The sequence below is a fragment of the Cupriavidus sp. Agwp_2 genome (genome assembly GCF_040784895.1).
GTDB lineage: Bacteria > Pseudomonadota > Gammaproteobacteria > Burkholderiales > Burkholderiaceae > Cupriavidus.
The window spans coordinates 2,605,221-2,624,723 of the sequence record NZ_CP088084.1; the positions used below are offsets into that span (position 1 = coordinate 2,605,221).

Consider the following 19,503-nt stretch of genomic DNA (forward strand, 5'->3'; position numbering starts at 1 on the left):
TTAATGGATAAAGCCGCCTTTGACGAAGCGTACCGGCTCGGCATCCATGCGCAGCAACAGTGCCGTCAGGCCATCGATCGCGGCGGACATGGCCGGCGTCGCGGCCGCCGGCCCGGACACGCAGACGAGGTCGGCATCGGACCATGCGCTGCCCGGCGTGCCGCGCGCGCGCAGCCATCCCGCCCGGTCGGCGAGCAGCTGGGTGCCCGCCAGCTGTGCCGGCGGCAACCCGGCAATCGCCGCCACGGCTTGCCAGGCCTGGGCCGACGCTGCCGTGCAGCCGGCGCGGAAGCGCGGTACCTGCGCCGGCACGCTGCCGTCCGGTGTGACGAGCACGGTCAGGAAGCGCGGGTCTTCATAGGGCAGGGAAGTGGCGGCTGCGTCCACCGCCACCAGCCGCACGCGCTGCTCGCCGCGCCAGTGCGACAGCGCCACCGGGGACGCGTCGCCGCAGCGGATCGCCATCTCCGGTAACCGCAGCGGCACCGGCCAGTTGCCTTCGGCACTGTTGGCGGCCGACAACGCTTTCATGTAGTCGATCACGGCCCAGGCCTCGCGATCGGCAAGCTGGCCGCGGAATGCCGGCATGGTCGGCTGGCCGCGGCGGTCGCGCATGCCGGACAGCACGTGCCAGAACAGCTCGCCATCGGCGCGGCGCGCGAGCAGGGGGCTGGCCAGCGTCGGCGGCCACTGGGGCAGGCTGGCGGCCAGCGGTCCTTCGCCGCGGCCATCATTGCCGTGGCACGCGGCGCAATGCTGCGCGTAGACGCGCTGCCCCAGCACGATGGCGTCGACGGCAAAGCGGGTAGGGCTGGTATGGAAGCTGGTGGGGCTGGCGGGACTGAGCAGCAGCGACACCCGTGGCCACGGCGCCAGCAGCAGGGCCAGCACCGCAGACGCCAGCAGTACCGGGCGGCCCCGGCGCCAGGCAATGGCGACGGCGACCGCCAGCACGGCGACGGCGAACGCGCACAGGCTGAAGCCGACCTGGCGTGCCAGGGCAAGGTCGATCAGCAGCGTTTCGCCGGCAATGCGCTGCGCCCATGGCCAGGCCGGCTGGCCATGGCTGGTGCCGGTCAGGCCCAGCACATGCCACAGCCACAGCAGGCCAAGCTGGCAGTTCTCGATCAGGACAAGCAGTGCGTTCAGCCACGCCTGGGGCGGCGGGCCGCTCATGACGCGGCCCGCCACGTGCTGCAATGGTGCATTACCAGCTCGCGTCCAGTCCCAGGTGGCGCAGCGCTTCGTGCCGCAGTTCGGTCAGGCGCGGGTCGCCGCGATGGCGCGGGTAGGGCAGGTCTACCTTGATTTCCGCCGTGATGCGCGCGGGCCGCTGGCTGAACACGATCACGCGCTGCGCCAGGAACAGCGCCTCTTCCACGTCGTGCGTGACCAGCAGCGCCGAGAAGCGCGAGCGCTGCCACAGCTCGACCAGGTCGCTCTGCATGGCCAGCCGCGTCAGCGAATCGAGCTTGCCCAGCGGTTCGTCCAGCACCAGCAGGCGCGGATCGTTGACCAGCGCTCGCGCCAGCGCCACGCGCTGCGCCATGCCGCCTGAGAGCTGGTGCGGGAAGGCGCGCGCGAACGATTCCAGCCCGACCCGGCGCAGCGCGTCGTCCACGCGATGGCGCTGCTGCGCGAGGATGCCCTGCGCCTGCAGTCCGAGCGCGACGTTGTCCCAGACGCGGCGCCACGGGTACAGCGTGGGATCCTGGAACACCACGATGCGCGACGGATCCGGCTCCGTGATGGGCGTGCCGTCCTGCAGGATCTCGCCCGACGTGGGCTGGTCCAGGCCTGCGACCAGGCGCAGCAGCGTGGACTTGCCGCAGCCGCTGGGGCCGAGCAGGGCAACGAATTCGCCCGGCGCGACGTTGAGGTCGACGTCGTCGAGCACCTGCAGCCGCTCGTTGCCATGGCCAAACCAGTGGCTGACACCGTGGATGTCGATACGGGCGCCGGTCAGTACTCCCGAATCAACACTTGCCGCCGCGCTGACTCCCCTCTCCCTCTCCCTCTCCCGCTCGCGGGAGAGGGGCTGGAGGAGAGGGCTGGCGTATGCAGCACTACCAAAGCCCGGACCCGGTCCACCGCCTGCCCTCTCCCCCGACCCCTCTCCCACTGCGCGGGAGAGGGGAGCCTTCTGCGCGCGCCCGTAAGTCCTGGAGGCTTTCAACCGCTCGACCACGCTCACCATTTCACCGTCCCCTTCTGCCACGACAACACCCGGTCCCGCGCCACGAACAGCAACGTAATCACCCCGGAAAACAGCAGCGCCATCACGATCAGCGCCGCATACATATTCACGTACGAGGCCCACCCCTGCGCCCAGGTCAGGTACCACCCCAGCCCCGATTTCACGCCCATCATCTCCGCCGTCACCAGCACCGAGAACGACGCCCCCAGCCCCATGAACAGCCCGACAAACACCTGCGGCAGCGCCGCGGGAATCGCCACGCGCAACACCAGGAACCAGCCGGATGCCCCCAGCGTGCGCGCCACGTCGTAATAGCTCTTGTTGACGCCGGCAACGCCCGACCAGGTCAGCACGGCCACCGGAAATGCCGTCGCCAGCGCGATCAGGAACACCGCCGCCGAATAGCTCGACGGAAAGAAGTAGAAGGTCAGCGGCAGCAGCGCGGTCGATGGCAGCGGCCCCAGCACCCGCAGCACCGGATGCACCCAGTAGCCGATGCGCCGCGACCAGCCGATGGAAACGCCCACCAGGAAGCCGGCCAGCCCGCCATACGCCACGCCCAGCCCCAGCAGCTTGAGCGTGTTGAGCACGCTGTCGCCAAGCCGGCGCCAGTCATCGGCATAGACCTCGATCAGCGCCTGCGGCGGCGCGAAGAAAGGCGTCGGCAGGGTTGCGGTCTTGGCGGTCAGGATCTCCCATGCGGACAGCACCGCCGGCACCGCCACCAGCCACGGGCCTGCGGTGCGCAGCGCGGCCAGCGGCCGTTGCAGCGCGCGCACGTGCTGGCCGGCCACTGCAAGCAGCGCCAGCAGCGCGGCGGCCGACAGCGCGGCCAGGCCCAGTTCCTCGGTATAGGCCCAGTCGCTGAAGCCCACCACATGGTTGGGCCAGCGCCACGTCAGCGCGCCGAACGCGGCCCACGCCAGCGCGGCCAGCAGGCCCACGGGCCACACGCGTGCCGTGGCGGCATCCTGCGCGGGTACGTCGGAAGCCGCGGCGGCCGGCTGGCGCGCCAGCCGCGCATCGAGTGCAGGTTGGCTTGTCGTCATCGCTTACCCCAGGACATCGGCGTAGACATGCTGCGCCAGGCGTTTGGCATCGGTGCTCTTCTTCAGCACGCCGATGCGGCGGAAATCGTCAGCGTAGAACGCGATCTCTTCGCGCAGGTCGGCGCCGGTCGGATGGTGGTTGTAGGTCAGCGTCGCGTACAGCTTGCGCAGGTCTTCCGGGTTGATCTTGGGCGAGTACCTGGCGAAGACCTTGGCGGCCTCGTTGGGGTTCTCGTTGACGTAGTCGGTGGCCTGCACGATGGCGCGCGCCAGCGACGCGGCGGCGGGGCGGTCATTGCGCACCAGTTCGCCGCGCGCGCCGACCACGCAGCAAACCTTGCGCGCATATTCGCCGGTCAGGTTGGTGGCCAGCTCCACGTAGGCGCCGTTGGTGCGTTTCTCGAGCAGATAGAGGTTGGGATCGCCGTCGGCGATGGCCTGGATCTCGCCCTTGTCGACCGCCACGCCGAGCAGGTCGGCCGGATACTGGCGCCATGTGATGTCCTTGTCCGGGTCGATGCCGTTCTTGGCCAGCAGGATGGTGAAGAAGTGCTTGCCCGGCGCGGCCAGGTCGCTGACGCCCACGGTCTTGCCCTTCAGGTGCTGCAGGCTGGTCACGCCCGCTGCCTTCGATCCCACCAGGCGCACGCAGCCGCCGTGCGAGCTGCCGATGATCTTGACGTCAAAGCCCGCTTCCAGCGGCTTGAGCCAGCGGTGGATCATGCCGACCGCGGCATCGGCCTTGCCGGTGGCGATCGATTCCAGCAGCTGGTCGGTCGAGCCGCTGTAGTTGATCAGGTCGACCTGCAGCCCGTTTTTCTCGAAGAAGCCTTTCTCCTGCGCCACCACGATCGGCGTCAGGCAGAACGAATTCTGGTTCCAGGCGAAGGTCAGCTTGCGCGGCGCGGACCACGCCTGGCGGCCGAGGATCAGCGCCGGCGCCGCGATGGCGGCGGCGCCGGCAAGGCGCAGCACGCCGCGGCGGCGCGGGTCGGTGTCATTGTGCTTCTGGCTCATGGCGATACTCCCCGATTCTTGTTGTGGGTGTGTTGTTGTGATGTACGGCTGCGGTGATCAGGCGGCGCGGCGTTCCGCCTGGTGCGCGGCATCGTGCTGCGCCACCAGTTCGCGTACGCGCGGGATCAGCTCGCGGCCATAGTCGATGGCGTCTTCGAGCGGGTCGAAGCCGCGGATCAGGAAGGTGGTCACGCCCAGTTCATAGTAGGCCAGCAGTGCCTGCGCCACCTGCCCGGGCGTGCCGACCAGGCCGGTCGAGTTGGAACGCCCGCCGGTCTCGCGCGCGATCGCGGTCCACAGGCGCTGGTCGACACGGTCGCCTTTGTCGGCGGCGGCGAGCAGCCGGCGCGCGCCTTCGCTCTGCTGCGGGCCGCCACGGCTGTAGCCGGCCTGCACGCGCAGCGCGCGGGTGCGTTCCAGGATGCTGTCGGCGCGCGCCCACGCTTTCTCTTCGGTCTCGGCCAGCACCGGTCGGAACGAGACCGAGAAGCGCACGGTGCGGCCATGCTGCGCGGCTTCGGCGCGCACGCGCGTGGTCAGCTCGCGCACCTGTTCGAGCGATTCGCCCCACAGCGCATAGACGTCGGCATGCTTGCCGGCGACCTTCAACGCCGCTTCCGACGCGCCGCCGAAATAGATCGGCACATGCGGCTGCTGCGCCGGCTTGACCTCGGAAAAGCCCTGCGTGAAGCGGTAAAACTCGCCAGCATGGTCGAACGGCTGCGGCTCGGTCCAGATGCGGCGCAGGATGTCCAGGTACTCGTCGGTGCGCGCATAGCGCTGGTCATGGTCAAGGAAATCGCCGTCGCGCTGCTGTTCGCTGTCGGAACCGCCGGAGATGAAATGCACGCCCAGGCGCCCACCGCTGAACTGGTCGAGCGTGGCGATCTGGCGCGCCGCCAGCGTCGGCGCGGTGAAGCCGGGCCGGTGCGCCAGCATGAAATGGATGCGCTCGGTCACGCTCGCGGCATAGGCGATGGTCAGCGTGGCCGACGGCCCGGTCGAATGGTGCGGCACCAGGATGCGGTCGAAGCCGGCCTGCTCGTGCGCCTGCGCAAAGGCGCGCACGTAGTCGCGGTCGATTACGGGGCCCGAAGGCGGATGGATCTCGGACTGCTTCTGGCTCTGGATCATGCCGATGAAATCGACGCTCATGCGTACTCTCCTGAATCGGTGACGGCGGCGGCGTGCCACCCGGGCTTTGTATGGACTGGGGAACAAAGTACGCCAGCGGCGCGCCGCGACTAACGAATAAAAACGACGGACCATATTCAATAAGCGTCGTTTTCGGAACGCGGCGGCAGCGCTACGCTATGCGGCATTCGTGGCGATCGGCCCCGACTGCTTCCACAGCGGTCTGCCTTGCCAGCCATCCCTCCCGGAGCTCCGTTCCATGTCTTCGACGTCTTCCCTGCGCCGCCTGCCCGCCAGCGACGCGCGCCTTGGCGAAGTGCTGGCCGAGCTGTCGGCGCGCTTTGCCGCCGGCGCCGCCGCGCACGACGCCGCGGCCAGCTTCCCGCACGACAACTTCGCCCGGCTTCACGCGCAAGGCCTGATCGCGCAGGTGGTGCCGCGCGACTACGGCGGCGGCGGGGCAGGGCTGGCGCAGGCGCGCCGCATCATCGCGGCGGTCGCGGGTGGCGACCCGGCCACGGCGCTGGTGCTGACCATGACCTACCTGCAGCATCGCGCCATCGCGCGCCCCGATTCGCACTGGCCGCACGTGGTGCGCGAGCAGGTCTTTGCCAGCGCGGTGCAGGACGGCGCGCTGGTCAACGCGCTGCGGGTGGAGCCGGAACTCGGCTCGCCGGCGCGCGGCGGCTTGCCCAACACCATTGCCACGCAGGTTGGCGATGGCTGGCGCCTGAGCGGCCGCAAGCTGTACAGCACCGGCATCCCGGCGCTGCGCTGGCTGGCGGTATGGGCACGCACCGACGAGCCGCAGCCGCGTGTGGGCGTGTTCCTGGTGCCGGGGCCGGCCGCGGGCGTGGCCGGCGTGCGCATCGTGGAGAACTGGAACCACCTGGGTTTGCGCGCCTCGGGCAGCCACGAGACCGTGCTCGACAATATCTGGATCCCGCCCGACCACGCCGTCGATATCCGCCCGCCCGCCGCGTGGGCGCCGGCGGGTGCGAGCCAGGCCGACCTCGACGCCAATGCCGACCAGCAGGCGTGGATGATCGTGCTGCTCGGCAGCCTCTATGACGCCGTGGCGCGCGCCGCCGAATCGTGGGTGCGCGGCTTCGTGCGCGAGCGCGCACCCGGCAGCCTGGGCGCGCCGCTGGCGACACTGCCGCGCGTGCAGGAAACCATCGGCGAGATCGCCGCGCTGCTGCGGACCAACCAGGTGCTGCTCGACGATGCCGCCGCGCGCACCGACGCCAATGCGCCCCCCGCCGCCGCCGACAGCGGCCTGCTCAAGTTCACCGTCACCGGCAATGCGATCCGCGTGGTGGAACTGGCGCTGCAACTGGCCGGAAACCATGGCCTGAGCCGCAACAACCCGCTCGAGCGGCACTACCGCGACGTGCTGTGCAGCCGCATCCATACGCCGCAGAACGATTCGATCCTGGTCGCCGCCGGCAAGCACCACCTGGGGCTGTAGGGGCATGCAGCGCAGGCATGAACGCGGCCGCCGCGCCGTGTTATGTTTGCAGCGGCAGCGCCCCACAGAGGGCCCGAACAGAGAACCACCCCCGGAGGCATTTCATGAGCAGTTCCACCGAAGCCAGCGGGCTCGCACCGCTGCGCGATTTCATCACCGGCCTGGCCGCGCTGCTGGACCAGCATCCCGACGAGCCGCGCATCCTGCGCGAGGGCGGGGCGCTGCTGGCGCGGCTGGTGGCGCGCGACGACTGGCTGCCCGAGGCGTGGGCCGAGCCGCACCCCGAGTACTACCAGCAGCACCTGCTGCATTGCGATTCCGCCGAGCGCTTCTCGATCGTCAGCTTTGTCTGGGGCCCGGGGCAGCGCACGCCCATCCACGACCATACCGTCTGGGGGCTGATCGGCATGCTGCGCGGCGCGGAGGACTCGCAGCCCTTCGTGCTCGACGACGCCGGCCGCCCCGTGCCGCACGGCGAGCCGGTGCGGCTGGTGCCCGGGCAGGTCGAAGCGGTGTCCCCCACGGTGGGCGACATCCATCGCGTCAACAACGCGCATGACGACCGCGTCTCGGTCAGCATCCACGTGTATGGCGCCAATATCGGCGCGGTCCGGCGCTCGGTCTACGCCGAGGACGGCACGCGCAAGCCCTTTATCTCCGGGTATTCCAACCCGACCCTGCCCAACCTGTGGGACCGTTCCCGCGAAGTCTCGAAGTCATGACCATCCAGCACGCCACGCAAGCCGCCGCTACGGCACTCCCGACATTCACCCGCGCGCAGGTGCGCCAGGCCCTGCTGGCCGGCGCCGAGATCGCGCTGATCGACGTGCGCGAGGAGGAGCCCTTCGCGCAGGAGCATCCGCTGTGGGCCGCCAACTTCCCGCTGTCGAAGCTTGAGCTGGAGGCGTGGCCGCGCATCCCGCGCCGCGATACGCTGATCGTGGTCTACGGCGAACACGCCGGGGAAGACCTGGCACCGCGCGCTGCGTCGGTGCTGCAAGCGCTGGGCTATACCAACGTGCACCGGCTCGAAGGCGGGCTGACGGGCTGGATTGCCGGCGGCGGCGAAGTGTTTCGCGACGTCAACGTGCCGAGCAAGTCGTTCGGTGAAGTGGTCGAGGCAAAGCGCCATACGCCGTCCCTGTCGGCCGAGGAAGTGCAGGCGCTGATCGACACCAGGGCCGATGCGGTGATCGTCGATGCGCGCCGCTTCGACGAGTACCAGACCATGAGCATTCCCACGGCCACCAGCGTGCCCGGTGCCGAACTGGTGCTGCGCGTGCGCGAGCTGGCGCCCGACCCGCGCACGCAGGTGATCGTCAATTGCGCTGGCCGCACGCGCAGCATCATCGGCACGCAGTCGCTGGTCAACGCCGGCATTCCCAACCCGGTGGCGGCGCTGCGCAACGGCACCATCGGCTGGACGCTGGCGGGCCAGCAGCTCGACCACGGCGCCAGCCGCCGCGCGCCTGCCGAGGTGAGCAGCGGCAACCGCGACAGCGCCCGCCGCGGCGCGCGCGAGATCGCCGACCGCGCCGGCGTGCGCCGCATCGCGCTAGCCGCGTTGCCATCGCTGCAGGAGCCGGGCCGCACCGTGTACCGCTTCGACGTGCGCACGCCCGAGGAGTTTGCCGATGGCCACCTGCCCGGCTTCGTCAATGCGCCGGGCGGGCAGCTGGTGCAGGAAACCGACCACAACGTCCCGGTGCGCGGCGCGCGCATCGTGCTGGCCGATGACGACGACGTGCGCGCCAGCATGACCGGCTCATGGCTGGCGCAGATGGGTTGGGACGTCTGGGTGGTGGAGCCGGCCGATGCATCCGCGCGCGGCGAGACCGGCGCGGTGGCGGCCAGCGTTCCTGTGCCGCCGGCGGTGCCGACGGTGGCGCCCGCCGGACTGGCTGCGTGGCTAGACAAGGACGCGGAGGGCAGTACCGTCGTGCTCGACTTCACCGCGAGCGCCAACTACGTCAAGCGCCATATCCCGGGCGCGTACTTTGTCATCCGTGCACAGCTGGCGGATGCGCTGACACGTATCCCGCAGGCGCGGCGCTACGTGCTGACTTGCGGCTCCAGCCTGCTCGCGCGCTTTGCCGCCGCCGACCTGCAGCGGCTGACCGATGCGGAGGTGGTGGTGCTGGACGGCGGCACGCAGGCGTGGATCGCGGCCGGGCTGCCGCTGGAGTCCGGCGAGACGCACCTGGCGTCAGAGCGCACCGACCGCTATCGCCGGCCGTATGAAGGCACCGACAACCCGCGCGAGGCGATGCAGGGCTACCTGGACTGGGAGTTCGGGCTGATCGCGCAACTGGAGCGCGACGGCACGCACGGCTTCAGGGTGGCCTGAGCAGCCTCACTTCGGGCGGCGCGTACCCGTGCCGCCCGCTCCCGGGCCTGGTTCCAGGCCAAGCTCCGCGCACAGCCACGCGACAAAGGTTGCGATCTTCGGCAAGTGCGCTTCATTCTGCCGGTAGCACAGGAAGTGGGTTTCACGCGCCACCGGCCGGAACTCGCCTTCGCCGACCGGCACCAGGTCACCGCGCGCCAGTTCGCGCTCGGCCAGGCGGATGCTTTCCAGCGCCACGCCCATGCCATCGACCGCAGCGGAGATCGCCAGTGCGCCGCGGTCGAATGAAGCGCGCGGCCGCGTCGGGCACACCATGCCGTTGGCATCGAACCAGTCGGGCCAGGTCACGCGGCTAAGCTGCGAATCGATCAAAGGCAGCGCCTGCATCTGCGCGCGCGCCGGCAAGCCATCGTCGAGCAGCCGGGGCGAACACAGCGGCAGGATCCGCTCCTTGCCCAATGGCGTGACGATGACGCCCGCGCGCGCCTGCGCGGTGCCGTAGGTGATGGCCAGGTCGACTTCGCGCGCCAGCGTCATGTCGATGGGCTCGGCGCCGGACGAAAGGCGGATGGTGATGTCGGGATGCTGCTGCATGAACGCCGGCAGGCGCGGCCCCAGCCATTTCACCGCGAAGCTGGGCGCGCTGTACACCGCCAGCACCTGCGCCTGCGGCGCCAGCGCGACCTCGTTGCACGCGGCCTCGATCACGTCGAACACGCGCGACAGGCTTTCCAGCAGGCGGCGGCCTTCGGGCGTCGGCTCGACCCGACGGTTGCGGCGCACGAACAGCTTGCGCCCGAAGTAATCCTCCAGCTCGCGCACCTGATGGCTGATTGCCGATTGCGTCAGGTGCAGCTCGTTGGCCGCCAGCGTAAAGCTCTCCAGCCGGGCTGCCGCCTCAAAGGCGCGCAATAGCACGAAGTTCGGTACCCGCCGCATGGCTGTTTTCTCTCGCGTGAATCCATGAATACAGTTCATGCTTTCATGAACACCCATCGTTTGTCAACATATCCTCCCGGCGCGACTATGCCTCCAGCGCGACGGTGTACCCGGCAGGGCCGTCGCAAGAACAGTTCCCTTCGAAACCCAACAGGAGCAGTCATGGCGGCAGTCCTCGAACGCACCGCGCAGGTCTTCAACGACGAAGAACGCGTTTCCATCTATCAGCCCGAACAGCGCGGCCTGATCTTTCCGTCGATCCCGGAGTTCTCTTCCTTTGCCGAAGAGCGCCAGTACCGCAAGGAGCGGCTGGTGGCGGCGTGCCGCGCCTTTGCGCTGGAAGGCTACGACTACGGCTTTGCCGGGCACCTGACGGTGCGCGACCCGGAGCACCCGGAGCTGTACTGGACCAACCCGATGGCGATCCACTTCGCGCAGGTGAAGGTCTCGAACCTGATTTGCGCGGACCATGAAGGCAAGGTCGTGGAAGGCGGCTACGCCATCAACCGCGCCGGCTTCGTGCTGCATGCCGCCGTGCATGAGATGCACCAGGACATCGTGGCGATGTGCCACGCGCACACCGAATACGGCACCGCGTTCGCCTCGCTGGGCAAGCCGATCGAGCCGATCACGCAGGACGCGGCCGCGTTCTATGAAGACCACGTGGTGATCGGCGACGAGGCCGGCAAGGTCGCGGTCGAGGTCAAGGGCGGCCACAAGGTGGCCAACGCCTTCAAGGGCGTCAAGGCCGCGATCCACCAGAACCACGGGCTGCTGACCGCGAGCCGGCACAGCATCGAGTCGGCCGCGTTCTGGTTTATCGCGCTGGAGCGCTGCTGCAAGCAGCAACTGATGGTGGAGGCGACCGGCATCACGCCGCGCCTGGTGTCGCCGGATCGCGCGCGCTACAGCCGCGAGCACGTCGGCAGCGACTACATCGGCTGGCTGCACTTCCAGCCAATCTGGGACCACCTCTGCGCCACCCAGCCCGACATGTTCGACTGAGCGGGCACGCCCGCTTGCCACGGCCGCCGCGTGCTCGCATGGCACGGGCGGCCGCCGATGCAGTTCCCCCGCCAGATCACGCAACCACAGCGATGACGCCCCCAGGAGACACCATGCAATCACCCAGCGCAACCGCGGCGCCCTTTGCCGCTACCGAATCGGAAACCTATACCCGGGTCATGTGGCGGCTATTGCCGTTCCTGTTCCTGTGCTACCTGTGCGCCTACCTTGACCGCATCAACGTCGGCTACGCCAAGCTGCAGATGATGCAGGACCTTGGCCTGAGCGACGCCATCTATGGTTTGGGCGCCGGCATCTTCTTCGTCGGCTACCTGCTGTTCGAGGTGCCCAGCAACCTGATTCTGCTGCGCGTCGGCGCGCGGCGCTGGATCGCGCGCATCATGGTCACGTGGGGCATCATCTCCGCGGCAATGATGTTCGTGAAGTCGCCCACCAGCTTCTACATCATGCGCTTCCTGCTGGGCGTGGCCGAGGCCGGCTTTATCCCGGCGATCCTGCTGTACCTGACGTACTGGTTCCCGGCGTCGCGCCGCAGCAAGGTGACCGCGCTGTTCCTGACGGGTATCCCGATGTCCGGCGTGATCGGCGGGCCGCTGTCGGGCTGGATCATGAGCGCCATGCACGGCTCGCACGGCTGGGCCGGCTGGCAGTGGCTGTTCCTGCTGGAAGGCATTCCGACGGTACTGGTGGGCGTAATCGCGTATTTCTACCTGGATGACAAGGTGGCCGATGCGAAATGGCTGACGGCACAGCAGCGCGCCATGATCGAGACCAACCTCGCGGCCGAGAGCCGCGGCCATGCGCTGCACTCCGTGCGCGACGGGCTGACCAACCCGCGCATCCTGCTGCTCAGCGTGATCTATTTCTTCTTCACCATGGGGCTGTACGGCGTCAGCTTCTGGCTGCCGACCATCGTCAAGGCCAGTGGCGTGTCGGATCCGCTCGATATCGGCCTGCTCTCGGCGATTCCGTATGCGGCGGCGACCGTGTCGATGATCCTGGTCGGCCAGCGTTCCGATGCGCGTGGCGAGCGGCGCTGGCACCTGGCCGTGCCGGGCGTAGTGGGCGCGCTGGGCCTGTGCCTGAGCGTGGCCTATGCCGGCAATACCGCGCTGGCGATGCTGGCGCTGACCATCGGCACCATGGGCATCATGACCACCATCTCGCAGTTCTGGACGCTGCCGCCGGCGATTTTGGGTGGTGCGGCCGCCGCGGCGGGCATTGCGCTGGCCAACTCGGTCGGCAGCATCTCGGGCGTGATCAGTCCTTACCTGATCGGCTGGGTGCAGTCGAACACGGGCACCACCGGCAACGGCGTGCTGGTGCTGGCGGCGAGCCTGGTGATCGGCGGCATGCTGGTGTTCACCGTGCCGGCGCGGCTGGTCAACAGCGGCGTGCGCAAGGACTGATGATGGGCCGCCGCTACACAGGTGCCGGGCAGGAGCGGGCGCGCTCAGGCGATCTGGCGTGCCTCGCCCAGGAACTCTCCAAGCCGGCGCGTCAGGTTCTCGCGGGCGCGGGTAGTGTGCAGGTCGGTCAGCTCGGCGGCGCGGGTCGCGTCGCCGGCGGCAATGGCTTCGGCGATGGCTTCGTGCTCGTCCCAGATCGACTCGCGCTGGGCCGAGGACTGCAGCACCGCACCCATGGCGCGGCGCAGGTGGACCCAGTACATCTCGGCGCTCTGCGCCAGCAGCGGGTTGCCGGCGGCCTCGTAGATAGCGTGGTGGAAGGCCATGTCGGCGTCCATCATCGCCTTCACGTCCTTGCCGCGCGCGGCACGGCGGCCGTGCGCGATCAGCGCCGGGTCGACCCGGAAGCGCCGCGCGGCGGCCAGGCGCGCCGCCAGCGCGTCAAGCGCGCCGCGGACCTCGTAATAGTGGCCGACCGCGGCCGTGTCGAGCGGGGTTACCAGCACGCCGCGGCCGGGCGCGTCCTGCACCAGCCCGTCCTTTTTCAGCAACCGCAGCGCCTGCAGCACCGGGGAGCGCGACACCTGCATCTGGTCGGCGATCTCTTCCTGCGTCAGGCGCGTGCCCGGGGCCAGGGTGCCATCGCTGATGGCGTCGAGGAGCATCTTGTACACCTCGTCGACATAGTCGGGGCGGGTCTGGATCTTGGGGAGGATGGCGGTCATGGTAGGGCAGTCTGCACTTTGTATTCAGACTACACGGCGCGCTCGCGCGCCGTCAATCCGGCAACGGAGTTCAATCAGGAGTGAATGACCATGCATGTGTATTACGACAAGGATGCTGACCTGTCGCTGTTGCGCGCGCGCACGGTGGCGGTGATCGGCTACGGCTCGCAAGGCCACGCCCATGCGCTGAACCTGCGCGACAGCGGCGTCGAGGTGGTGGTGGGCCTGCGCGAAGCCGGCGCCTCATGGCGCAAGGCGGCCGCGGCGGGCCTGGCGGTCGCGACCGTGGCGGAGGCCGCGGCACGGGCGGATATCGTCATGCTGCTGATCCCGGACGAGACCATCGCGCAGGTCTATCGCGAATCGGTGGCGCCGGCGATGCGTCCGGGGACGGTGCTTGCCTTTGCCCACGGCTTCAATATCCACTACGGGCAGGTGGTGCCTCGTGAAGACCTGGATGTGGTCATGGTCGCACCCAAGGCGCCGGGCCATACGGTGCGCTCGACCTATACCCAGGGCGGCGGCGTGCCGGCGCTGATCGCGGTGGCGCAGGACCGTTCCGGCAGCGCCCGGGATATCGCGCTGGCCTACGCCTCGGCCATCGGCTGCGGCCGTTCGGGCGTGATCGAGACGGATTTCCGCGAGGAGACCGAGACCGACCTGTTCGGCGAGCAGGCCGTGCTGTGCGGCGGCACGGTCGAACTGATCAAGGCCGGCTACGACACGCTGGTGGAGGCCGGCTACGCGCCGGAGATGGCGTACTTTGAATGCCTGCACGAACTCAAGCTGATCGTCGACCTGATCTACGAGGGCGGCATCGGCACGATGAACTACGGCATTTCCAACAACGCCGAGTTTGGCGAGTACCTGACCGGTCCGCGCATCGTCACCGACGAAACCCGCGCCGCAATGCGGCGGGTGCTGCACGATATCCAGTCCGGCGAGTATGCGCGGCAGTTCATCCTGGAAAGCCAGGCGGGCGCGCCGACCCTGCAGTCGCGCCGGCGCCTGACCGCCGCGCATCCGATCGAAACCGTGGGCGCACGGCTGCGGGCGATGATGCCGTGGATCGGCAAAGGCGCGCTGGTCGACCGCAGCCGGAACTGAGGCAAACCACCAGGCCGGCGTAACACCCGGGGGTAAACCTTTACTTGCATCGGCGCCGTCCGCGCCTAAACTCTGTATACAGAGTTCAGAATTCGGTAGCCGGTAACGAAACCGGAATTCCTCATTCCTCACGGAGACAAGTCATGACCCAGAAGTCCGAGAAGCTCGATACGCCCCGCACCGCCGGCGGCAATGTCGTTGCCAAGAAGCTGATTCCCTATGGCGGCTACTACGCCAACCGCATTCCCGACCACGACCCCGAACTGACTGAAACCGGCGCCGGCACGCCGATGGGCGAGTACATGCGCCGCTTCTGGCACCCCGTATGCATGTCGCTGGAGCTGACCGACACACCGCGCTTCCTCAAGATCCTGGGCGAGGAACTGGTCGCCTTCCGCGACGGCAGCGGCCGGGTGGGCGTGCTGCATGCGCACTGCGTGCACCGCGGCGCGTCGCTGGAATACGGCGCGATCCAGGAGCACGGCATCAAGTGCTGCTACCACGGCATGGTGTTCGACGTGGACGGCGCGTGCCTGCATGTGCCGTTCCCCAAGGGCGAGGAGAAGGAGGCCGAGAAGTACGCCTGCTCGATCCGCCAGGGCGCGTACAAGGCGTTCGAGCGCAACGGGCTGGTGTTTGCCTACATGGGCCCGCCCGACGAGGAGCCGCCGTTCCCCGAATGGGAGGCGGACTTCACGGTGCTGCCGGGTGACGAACTGGTGCCGTACAGCAACTTCCAGCACTGCAACTGGCTCCAGGTCCAGGACAATGCCGCCGACAACTTCCACCCGACCGCGCTGCACGCGGCAAGGAACGTGGTCGGCGGCAACTACCAGGGCACGACCTTCGATGAAGTGGGGGCCGCGTCGATGGAAGTCGCGCCTGACATGCAGTTCATCCCGGTGCACCAGGGCCGCGGGCTGGCTTGCGCGGGCGCGCGCCGCGTTGACCAGGACAAGCTGTTCCTGCGCGTGCAGCACCAGGTGCTGCCGAACCTGAGCCTGCACGCCTATACCTCGGAGGACGGCTCGGAGAAAAAGCTGTTCAGCCGCTTCCACATCATCCGCTGGACCGTGCCCGTCGACGACGAGAACAGCAAGATGATCGGCTGGCGCGTGATGGGCCCCGGCATCGACACGCGCGGCGTGGGCGACAAGAGCATGGTCGGCTATGAAACCATCGACTTCCTGGAAGGGCAGGTGGCGATGCGCCGCCCGGAGCGGTTCGGCAACTACAAGCTGGAAGACCTGCCGCCGATCCCGCCCAACCACCGCGAGCGCCACGACTACAAGGCCGCGCAATACGCGCCTGGCGACTACGAGGCCATCATCAGCCAGCGCCCGATCGCCGTGCACGCGCTGGAAAACCCGACCAAGTTCGACGCCGGCCTGTTTGCCTTCCGCAAGATGCTGCGCGAGGCGGTGCGCGGCACCAATGTCTCATCCGAGGCGCGCGGGTTTGCCGACTGGCTGCGCGCGGTCAGCGGCGAGCCCAACAGCTTCTGCTCGGGCAATGTGTTCGCGATTCCCCAAGCCGGGACCGTCGAGCAGGAAGTCGCCAACCGCCGCCGGCTGGCACGCGAGGTGGTGGCCATCCTGAACGAGTCCGACAGCCTGAAGGGCGCGGAGCGGGCGAAGTTCGTGCGCGACCGCTTCGAGGCCCTGGAGCAGAGCTTCCGCGCCTGATGCGCGCAGCGTGAACAGGCGGGCGGCCGCACCTGGCGTGCGCGCCGCCCCCCGCAACAGCCCAAGCCGTGAAGGAAAGCGAAATGAGCACTACCCCAGAATCCGCTCCGATCGAACTGCTAGTCCGGCAGATCCGCGCCGAAGCCGCCGGTATCAACGCCTATGAACTGGTCGAACCCGATGGCCGGCCGCTGCCGCCGTTTTCCGCCGGCGCGCATATCGACGTGCATGTCGCGTCCGGGCTGGTGCGGCAGTACTCGCTGTGCAACGACCCGGCCGAGCGCCACCGCTATGTCATTGCCGTGCTGCGCGACGAAGGCGGTCGCGGCGGCTCGCGCGCGGTGCATGAGCGCATCCGCGTGCGCGACCGCGTTGCCGTCAGCGCACCGCGCAACCACTTTGCGCTGGCCGGCGGCGCGCGCAAGGTCGTGCTGCTGGCCGGCGGCATCGGCGTGACGCCGCTCAAGGCGATGGCGCACAGCCTGGCGGCGGACGGCGCCAGCTTCGAACTCCACTATTGCGCCAAGGCGCCGGACTGCGCCGCGTTCTCCGAGGAACTGTCAGGGCTCGGGGGCCACGTCCACTACCACTTCGACGGCGGCAATCCCGCCAACGGACTGGACATTACCGGCATGCTGGCGCAGCCCGCGGCGGGCACGCACCTGTATTACTGTGGCCCCGGCGGCTTCATGAAAGCCTGCGGCGAAGCCTCGGCGCACTGGCCCGCGGGCACCGTCCACTGCGAGCACTTCAAGGCGCCCGTGGCGCCGACCGGCGCTGTGGTTGCCACCGGCGGCTATGTCGCACAGATCGCCAGCACGGGACAGGAAGTCACCGTAGGCGCGGGACAGAACCTGGCGGAGGCGCTGCAGTCCGCCGGCATCGCGCTGGAGACCTCATGCCAGTCCGGGCTGTGCGGGACCTGCAAGGTTCGCTATGTAAGCGGTGAGGTCGACCACCAGGACTACATCCTTGACGAGACGGAGCGGCAGTCGTTCCTGACGCCGTGCGTGTCGCGGGCGTGCGGTGGGCGGTTGGTGCTGGATTTGTAAGTGGAGGGGCCAGTTCGCTGGTTGGCCAGGCGCGTCCAGATGGCGTGCGGAGGGTAAACCCGGAAGGCCATCCCTCGGCCGGGGAAGGGGCTGAATTTCCATCTTCCACCTTCCATCCACCGTCATCTCTGGGGAACGAACGTAACGATTCCCTGTCAATCGTAATCGTTACGTTACAATGCTGTACCGCAGCACGGCGCGCGCCTTGCCAAAATGGCGTTTTCGCCCCGTGCCCCAAGCCCCCGACCGATGCGATTGTTTTTCCTGCTGCTGACTGCCATGTGCCTGTCGCTGCTCTCCTTTGGAGCGGTGGCGGACGCGCGCGCGTCCGTGCAGCCGGAGGTCCAGGCCAGCACCGAACTGGCCGCACTGCAGTCGGTGGACGACCTGGGCCGCATCATCGCGCCCGGCGACGATGGGCTGACCGACGACGATATCTGCGAAGACCCGCCGCCCGGGTATTGCAATATCTGGTCGGCCGACCTGCTGGATCCGCTGGACCTGCTCGATGAGATCGAGGAATCCAGCGCCCTCATTGCCTTGCCCCCCGTGAAGCTGCTGCTGCCCACCGGGGATGTGGCGCAAAATCCCCACGGCCGGGCCGAGCCGCCGCCTTCGGCCTTCTTCCGGCCGCCAATTTCCCGCTCCTGAGCGCCGGGCGTTCACACGCCTTGCCGCTCCCCCGCGCGCACGCGCTGCCTCCGCAGTTGCCGTGCCGCGGGCCGCGCCCCCTTGCCTGATATCGCCAGCCTGCCCGCCGCTACCGCGCGCGGGTAAGCCGCTGCCGTTGTCCGTCCCGCCGTGACTCGTGCGCCGGGGCGCGCGGCGGCATGGCGCAGGCGTCGTATTGCTTGCATTCCGGACTCATGACAACAACCAAGCTGACCCTGATCGCGTCGCTTTCGCTGCTCGCGTTCGCCGCTGCCCCGGCCCATGCCGGTGAGCAGGGCGCCACCCCGGCGAAGGCCGCGGGGGCAACGGGCACCGTACCCGCTGCCCCGGCCGCACCGCTCTCCAAGCCTTCTCCGAAGATTGCCGCCGCCACGGCGCCCACTCCCGGCGCCGAACTGCTGGCGGCCACGGCCGTGCCCAAGGCTGCATCCGCACGCCCCGCCGGCCCCGCGGCTGGCCCCGCGTTCACGCTGCCGCAACTGCTCGACATGGCGCAGTCGACCAACAAGGGTGTCGCCGCGGCCGAGGCCAATGTCGATGCCGCCAGCGCCGCCATCAGCAGCGCGCGCGCCTATCCCAATCCGCAAGTGGAGGTGATGTACGGCCGCCTGTCCGGCAAGCAGCCGGGCGTGACCAGCGGCAATGCACCCAGCTACGCCGTGGTGCAGAAGCTGGACTACCCGCACCAGCGCAGCCTGCGCGAAGCCATGGCCACGCGCGGGCTGGAGTCGACCCAGGCAGCGCGCCAGGGCTTCCGCTCCGAACTGTCCGCACGCGTCAAGACCGCCTACTACGACGTGCTGCGCCGCGAGAGCGAGTTGCATGCCGCCGAGGAAGACCTGGCGATGATGCGCCAGATCCATTCGCGCGCACGGCTGCGCGTGGAGGTGGGCGAAGCGCCGCGCTATGAACTGATCAAGGCCGAGACCGAACTGCTGGCCTCGCAGAAGAACCAGCAGACCGCCGAGCTGCGCGTCAACCAGACCAAGGCCGCGCTGCGCCAGCAGGTCGGCGGCGCGATGCCCGGCGGCCAGTTCTCGCTGGCCGGCACGCTGGGACAGTCGCCGGACGTGCCGCCGCTGCCGGTGCTGCGCGACACCATGACCGCGAGCAACGCCGAGCTGGTCCAGCGCCGCACGGAACTGGAGCGCGCGCGCCTGGGCGTGGATTACCAGCGTTCGCTGCGCTGGCCGGAGGTGTCGGTGCGCGCCAGCACGGACCGCCAGCCTGACAACAACGTCTCGCAGATCGGCCTGGTGATGACCATCCCGCTGTGGGACCGCCGCCGCGGCCCGGTGGGCGAGGCGACGGCGCAGGCCACGCAGGCGCTGAGCGCGCTGGAAATGCGCGAGTTCGAGCTGACGCAGGAGCTGGAAACCGCCTACCGCCAGTATGAGATCACGCAGGCGCAGGTGACCGCGCTGGAGTCCGGCATCGTGCGCGAGGCCGAGTCGGCGCTGGGCGTGGCCGAGTCCGCCTACCGCTTCGGCGAGCGCGGCATCCTGGACTACCTCGATGCCCAGCGCGTGCTGCGCGGCGCGCGCAACGAGCTGATCGCCGCCCAGTACGAACTGCAACTGGCCGCCATCCAGATCGAAAAGCTCATGTCGACCGCCCCGGGCGCCACTGCCGCGCCGGGCCTGCAGCCGACCACCACCATCGAACAGAAATAA

17 protein-coding genes are annotated in these 19,503 nt (G+C 68.9%); 10 read left to right on the forward strand and 7 right to left on the reverse strand.

The features are described 5' to 3' along the window. The 5 genes from LPA45_RS29540 to LPA45_RS29560 are packed head-to-tail and all read right to left on the reverse strand — an operon-like array spanning position 1 to position 5,418. Positions 1 to 1,176, reverse strand: coding sequence for a cytochrome c (locus LPA45_RS29540; protein ID WP_367395067.1), 1,176 nt, complete (start codon positions 1,174 to 1,176; stop codon positions 1 to 3). A gap of 31 nt (positions 1,177 to 1,207) precedes the next feature. Next, complete coding sequence (locus tag LPA45_RS29545) at positions 1,208 to 2,197, reverse strand: ABC transporter ATP-binding protein (protein ID WP_317922403.1); 990 nt, start codon at positions 2,195 to 2,197, stop codon at positions 1,208 to 1,210. After that, entirely contained in the window at positions 2,191 to 3,246 is a 1,056-nt protein-coding gene (locus LPA45_RS29550) for an ABC transporter permease (RefSeq protein ID WP_116319589.1), read from the reverse strand. The genes LPA45_RS29545 and LPA45_RS29550 overlap by 7 nt, the downstream gene beginning before the upstream one ends. 3 nt (positions 3,247 to 3,249) lie before the next feature. Then, positions 3,250 to 4,263 (reverse strand): ABC transporter substrate-binding protein, encoded by a 1,014-nt coding sequence (locus tag LPA45_RS29555; RefSeq protein WP_116319590.1) that lies wholly within the window; start codon positions 4,261 to 4,263, stop codon positions 3,250 to 3,252. Between the two features lie 57 nt (positions 4,264 to 4,320). Continuing rightward, positions 4,321 to 5,418 (reverse strand): LLM class flavin-dependent oxidoreductase, encoded by a 1,098-nt coding sequence (locus LPA45_RS29560; protein WP_317922386.1) that lies wholly within the window; start codon positions 5,416 to 5,418, stop codon positions 4,321 to 4,323. A 238-nt stretch (positions 5,419 to 5,656) separates the two neighbouring features. On the opposite strand from LPA45_RS29560, the gene LPA45_RS29565 reads away from it, so the two are divergent. The 3 genes from LPA45_RS29565 (at position 5,657) to LPA45_RS29575 (ending at position 9,215) form a co-directional block, all read left to right on the forward strand. Further along, positions 5,657 to 6,868 carry an acyl-CoA dehydrogenase family protein gene (locus tag LPA45_RS29565; RefSeq protein WP_116319592.1) on the forward strand — a complete coding sequence of 404 codons (1,212 nt, stop codon included), beginning with the start codon at positions 5,657 to 5,659 and terminating at the stop codon, positions 6,866 to 6,868. A 104-nt stretch (positions 6,869 to 6,972) separates the two neighbouring features. After that, a complete protein-coding gene (locus LPA45_RS29570; RefSeq protein WP_116319593.1) occupies positions 6,973 to 7,590 on the forward strand; it encodes a cysteine dioxygenase in 618 nt (205 codons plus the stop codon). Further along, a complete protein-coding gene (locus LPA45_RS29575; RefSeq protein ID WP_317922388.1) occupies positions 7,587 to 9,215 on the forward strand; it encodes a rhodanese-related sulfurtransferase in 1,629 nt (542 codons plus the stop codon). Before LPA45_RS29570 ends, LPA45_RS29575 begins: the two co-directional genes overlap by 4 nt. Positions 9,216 to 9,221: 6 nt before the next feature. Here the strand turns inward: LPA45_RS29575 and LPA45_RS29580 are convergent, their stop codons facing one another. Next, on the reverse strand, positions 9,222 to 10,154 hold the full coding sequence (locus tag LPA45_RS29580) for a LysR substrate-binding domain-containing protein (protein WP_116319595.1): 933 nt from the start codon (positions 10,152 to 10,154) through the stop codon (positions 9,222 to 9,224). A gap of 162 nt (positions 10,155 to 10,316) precedes the next feature. Between LPA45_RS29580 and LPA45_RS29585 the strand changes: the two genes are divergently transcribed. Continuing rightward, positions 10,317 to 11,159, forward strand: coding sequence for a class II aldolase/adducin family protein (locus LPA45_RS29585; RefSeq protein ID WP_116319596.1), 843 nt, complete (start codon positions 10,317 to 10,319; stop codon positions 11,157 to 11,159). Positions 11,160 to 11,272: 113 nt separating this feature from the next. Then, entirely contained in the window at positions 11,273 to 12,589 is a 1,317-nt protein-coding gene (locus tag LPA45_RS29590; protein WP_116319597.1) for an MFS transporter, read from the forward strand. Positions 12,590 to 12,633: 44 nt separating this feature from the next. Here the strand turns inward: LPA45_RS29590 and LPA45_RS29595 are convergent, their stop codons facing one another. Then, positions 12,634 to 13,314 carry a GntR family transcriptional regulator gene (locus LPA45_RS29595; protein WP_116319598.1) on the reverse strand — a complete coding sequence of 227 codons (681 nt, stop codon included), beginning with the start codon at positions 13,312 to 13,314 and terminating at the stop codon, positions 12,634 to 12,636. A 90-nt stretch (positions 13,315 to 13,404) separates the two neighbouring features. Between LPA45_RS29595 and ilvC the strand changes: the two genes are divergently transcribed. From ilvC to LPA45_RS29620, 5 genes are all read left to right on the forward strand, one after another. Beyond that, entirely contained in the window at positions 13,405 to 14,421 is a 1,017-nt protein-coding gene (ilvC, locus tag LPA45_RS29600) for a ketol-acid reductoisomerase (RefSeq protein ID WP_317922404.1), read from the forward strand. A 143-nt stretch (positions 14,422 to 14,564) separates the two neighbouring features. Beyond that, positions 14,565 to 16,106 carry a Rieske 2Fe-2S domain-containing protein gene (locus LPA45_RS29605; protein ID WP_116319599.1) on the forward strand — a complete coding sequence of 514 codons (1,542 nt, stop codon included), beginning with the start codon at positions 14,565 to 14,567 and terminating at the stop codon, positions 16,104 to 16,106. 83 nt (positions 16,107 to 16,189) lie between these two features. Beyond that, the gene (locus LPA45_RS29610) at positions 16,190 to 17,158 is read left to right on the forward strand and encodes a PDR/VanB family oxidoreductase (protein WP_317922390.1); all 969 of its coding nucleotides are present in this window, start codon (positions 16,190 to 16,192) and stop codon (positions 17,156 to 17,158) included. 249 nt (positions 17,159 to 17,407) lie between these two features. Beyond that, the gene (locus LPA45_RS29615; RefSeq protein ID WP_233528123.1) at positions 17,408 to 17,809 is read left to right on the forward strand and encodes a cobalt-zinc-cadmium resistance protein; all 402 of its coding nucleotides are present in this window, start codon (positions 17,408 to 17,410) and stop codon (positions 17,807 to 17,809) included. Positions 17,810 to 18,024: 215 nt separating this feature from the next. After that, the gene (locus tag LPA45_RS29620) at positions 18,025 to 19,503 is read left to right on the forward strand and encodes a TolC family protein (RefSeq protein ID WP_317922392.1); all 1,479 of its coding nucleotides are present in this window, start codon (positions 18,025 to 18,027) and stop codon (positions 19,501 to 19,503) included.

Coding starts and splice junctions, on each gene's coding strand:
- LPA45_RS29545 (WP_317922403.1), bottom strand. CDS start 2,197: ATGGTGAGCGTGGTCGAGCGGTTGAAAGCCTCCAGGACTTACGGGCGC.
- LPA45_RS29570 (WP_116319593.1), top strand. CDS start 6,973: ATGAGCAGTTCCACCGAAGCCAGCGGGCTCGCACCGCTGCGCGATTTC.
- LPA45_RS29615 (WP_233528123.1), top strand. CDS start 17,408: ATGCGATTGTTTTTCCTGCTGCTGACTGCCATGTGCCTGTCGCTGCTC.
- LPA45_RS29595 (WP_116319598.1), bottom strand. CDS start 13,314: ATGACCGCCATCCTCCCCAAGATCCAGACCCGCCCCGACTATGTCGAC.
- LPA45_RS29560 (WP_317922386.1), bottom strand. CDS start 5,418: ATGAGCGTCGATTTCATCGGCATGATCCAGAGCCAGAAGCAGTCCGAG.
- LPA45_RS29605 (WP_116319599.1), top strand. CDS start 14,565: ATGACCCAGAAGTCCGAGAAGCTCGATACGCCCCGCACCGCCGGCGGC.
- LPA45_RS29555 (WP_116319590.1), bottom strand. CDS start 4,263: ATGAGCCAGAAGCACAATGACACCGACCCGCGCCGCCGCGGCGTGCTG.
- LPA45_RS29550 (WP_116319589.1), bottom strand. CDS start 3,246: ATGACGACAAGCCAACCTGCACTCGATGCGCGGCTGGCGCGCCAGCCG.
- LPA45_RS29590 (WP_116319597.1), top strand. CDS start 11,273: ATGCAATCACCCAGCGCAACCGCGGCGCCCTTTGCCGCTACCGAATCG.
- LPA45_RS29620 (WP_317922392.1), top strand. CDS start 18,025: ATGACAACAACCAAGCTGACCCTGATCGCGTCGCTTTCGCTGCTCGCG.
- LPA45_RS29610 (WP_317922390.1), top strand. CDS start 16,190: ATGAGCACTACCCCAGAATCCGCTCCGATCGAACTGCTAGTCCGGCAG.
- LPA45_RS29565 (WP_116319592.1), top strand. CDS start 5,657: ATGTCTTCGACGTCTTCCCTGCGCCGCCTGCCCGCCAGCGACGCGCGC.
- LPA45_RS29585 (WP_116319596.1), top strand. CDS start 10,317: ATGGCGGCAGTCCTCGAACGCACCGCGCAGGTCTTCAACGACGAAGAA.
- LPA45_RS29575 (WP_317922388.1), top strand. CDS start 7,587: ATGACCATCCAGCACGCCACGCAAGCCGCCGCTACGGCACTCCCGACA.
- LPA45_RS29540 (WP_367395067.1), bottom strand. CDS start 1,176: ATGAGCGGCCCGCCGCCCCAGGCGTGGCTGAACGCACTGCTTGTCCTG.
- LPA45_RS29580 (WP_116319595.1), bottom strand. CDS start 10,154: ATGCGGCGGGTACCGAACTTCGTGCTATTGCGCGCCTTTGAGGCGGCA.
- ilvC (WP_317922404.1), top strand. CDS start 13,405: ATGCATGTGTATTACGACAAGGATGCTGACCTGTCGCTGTTGCGCGCG.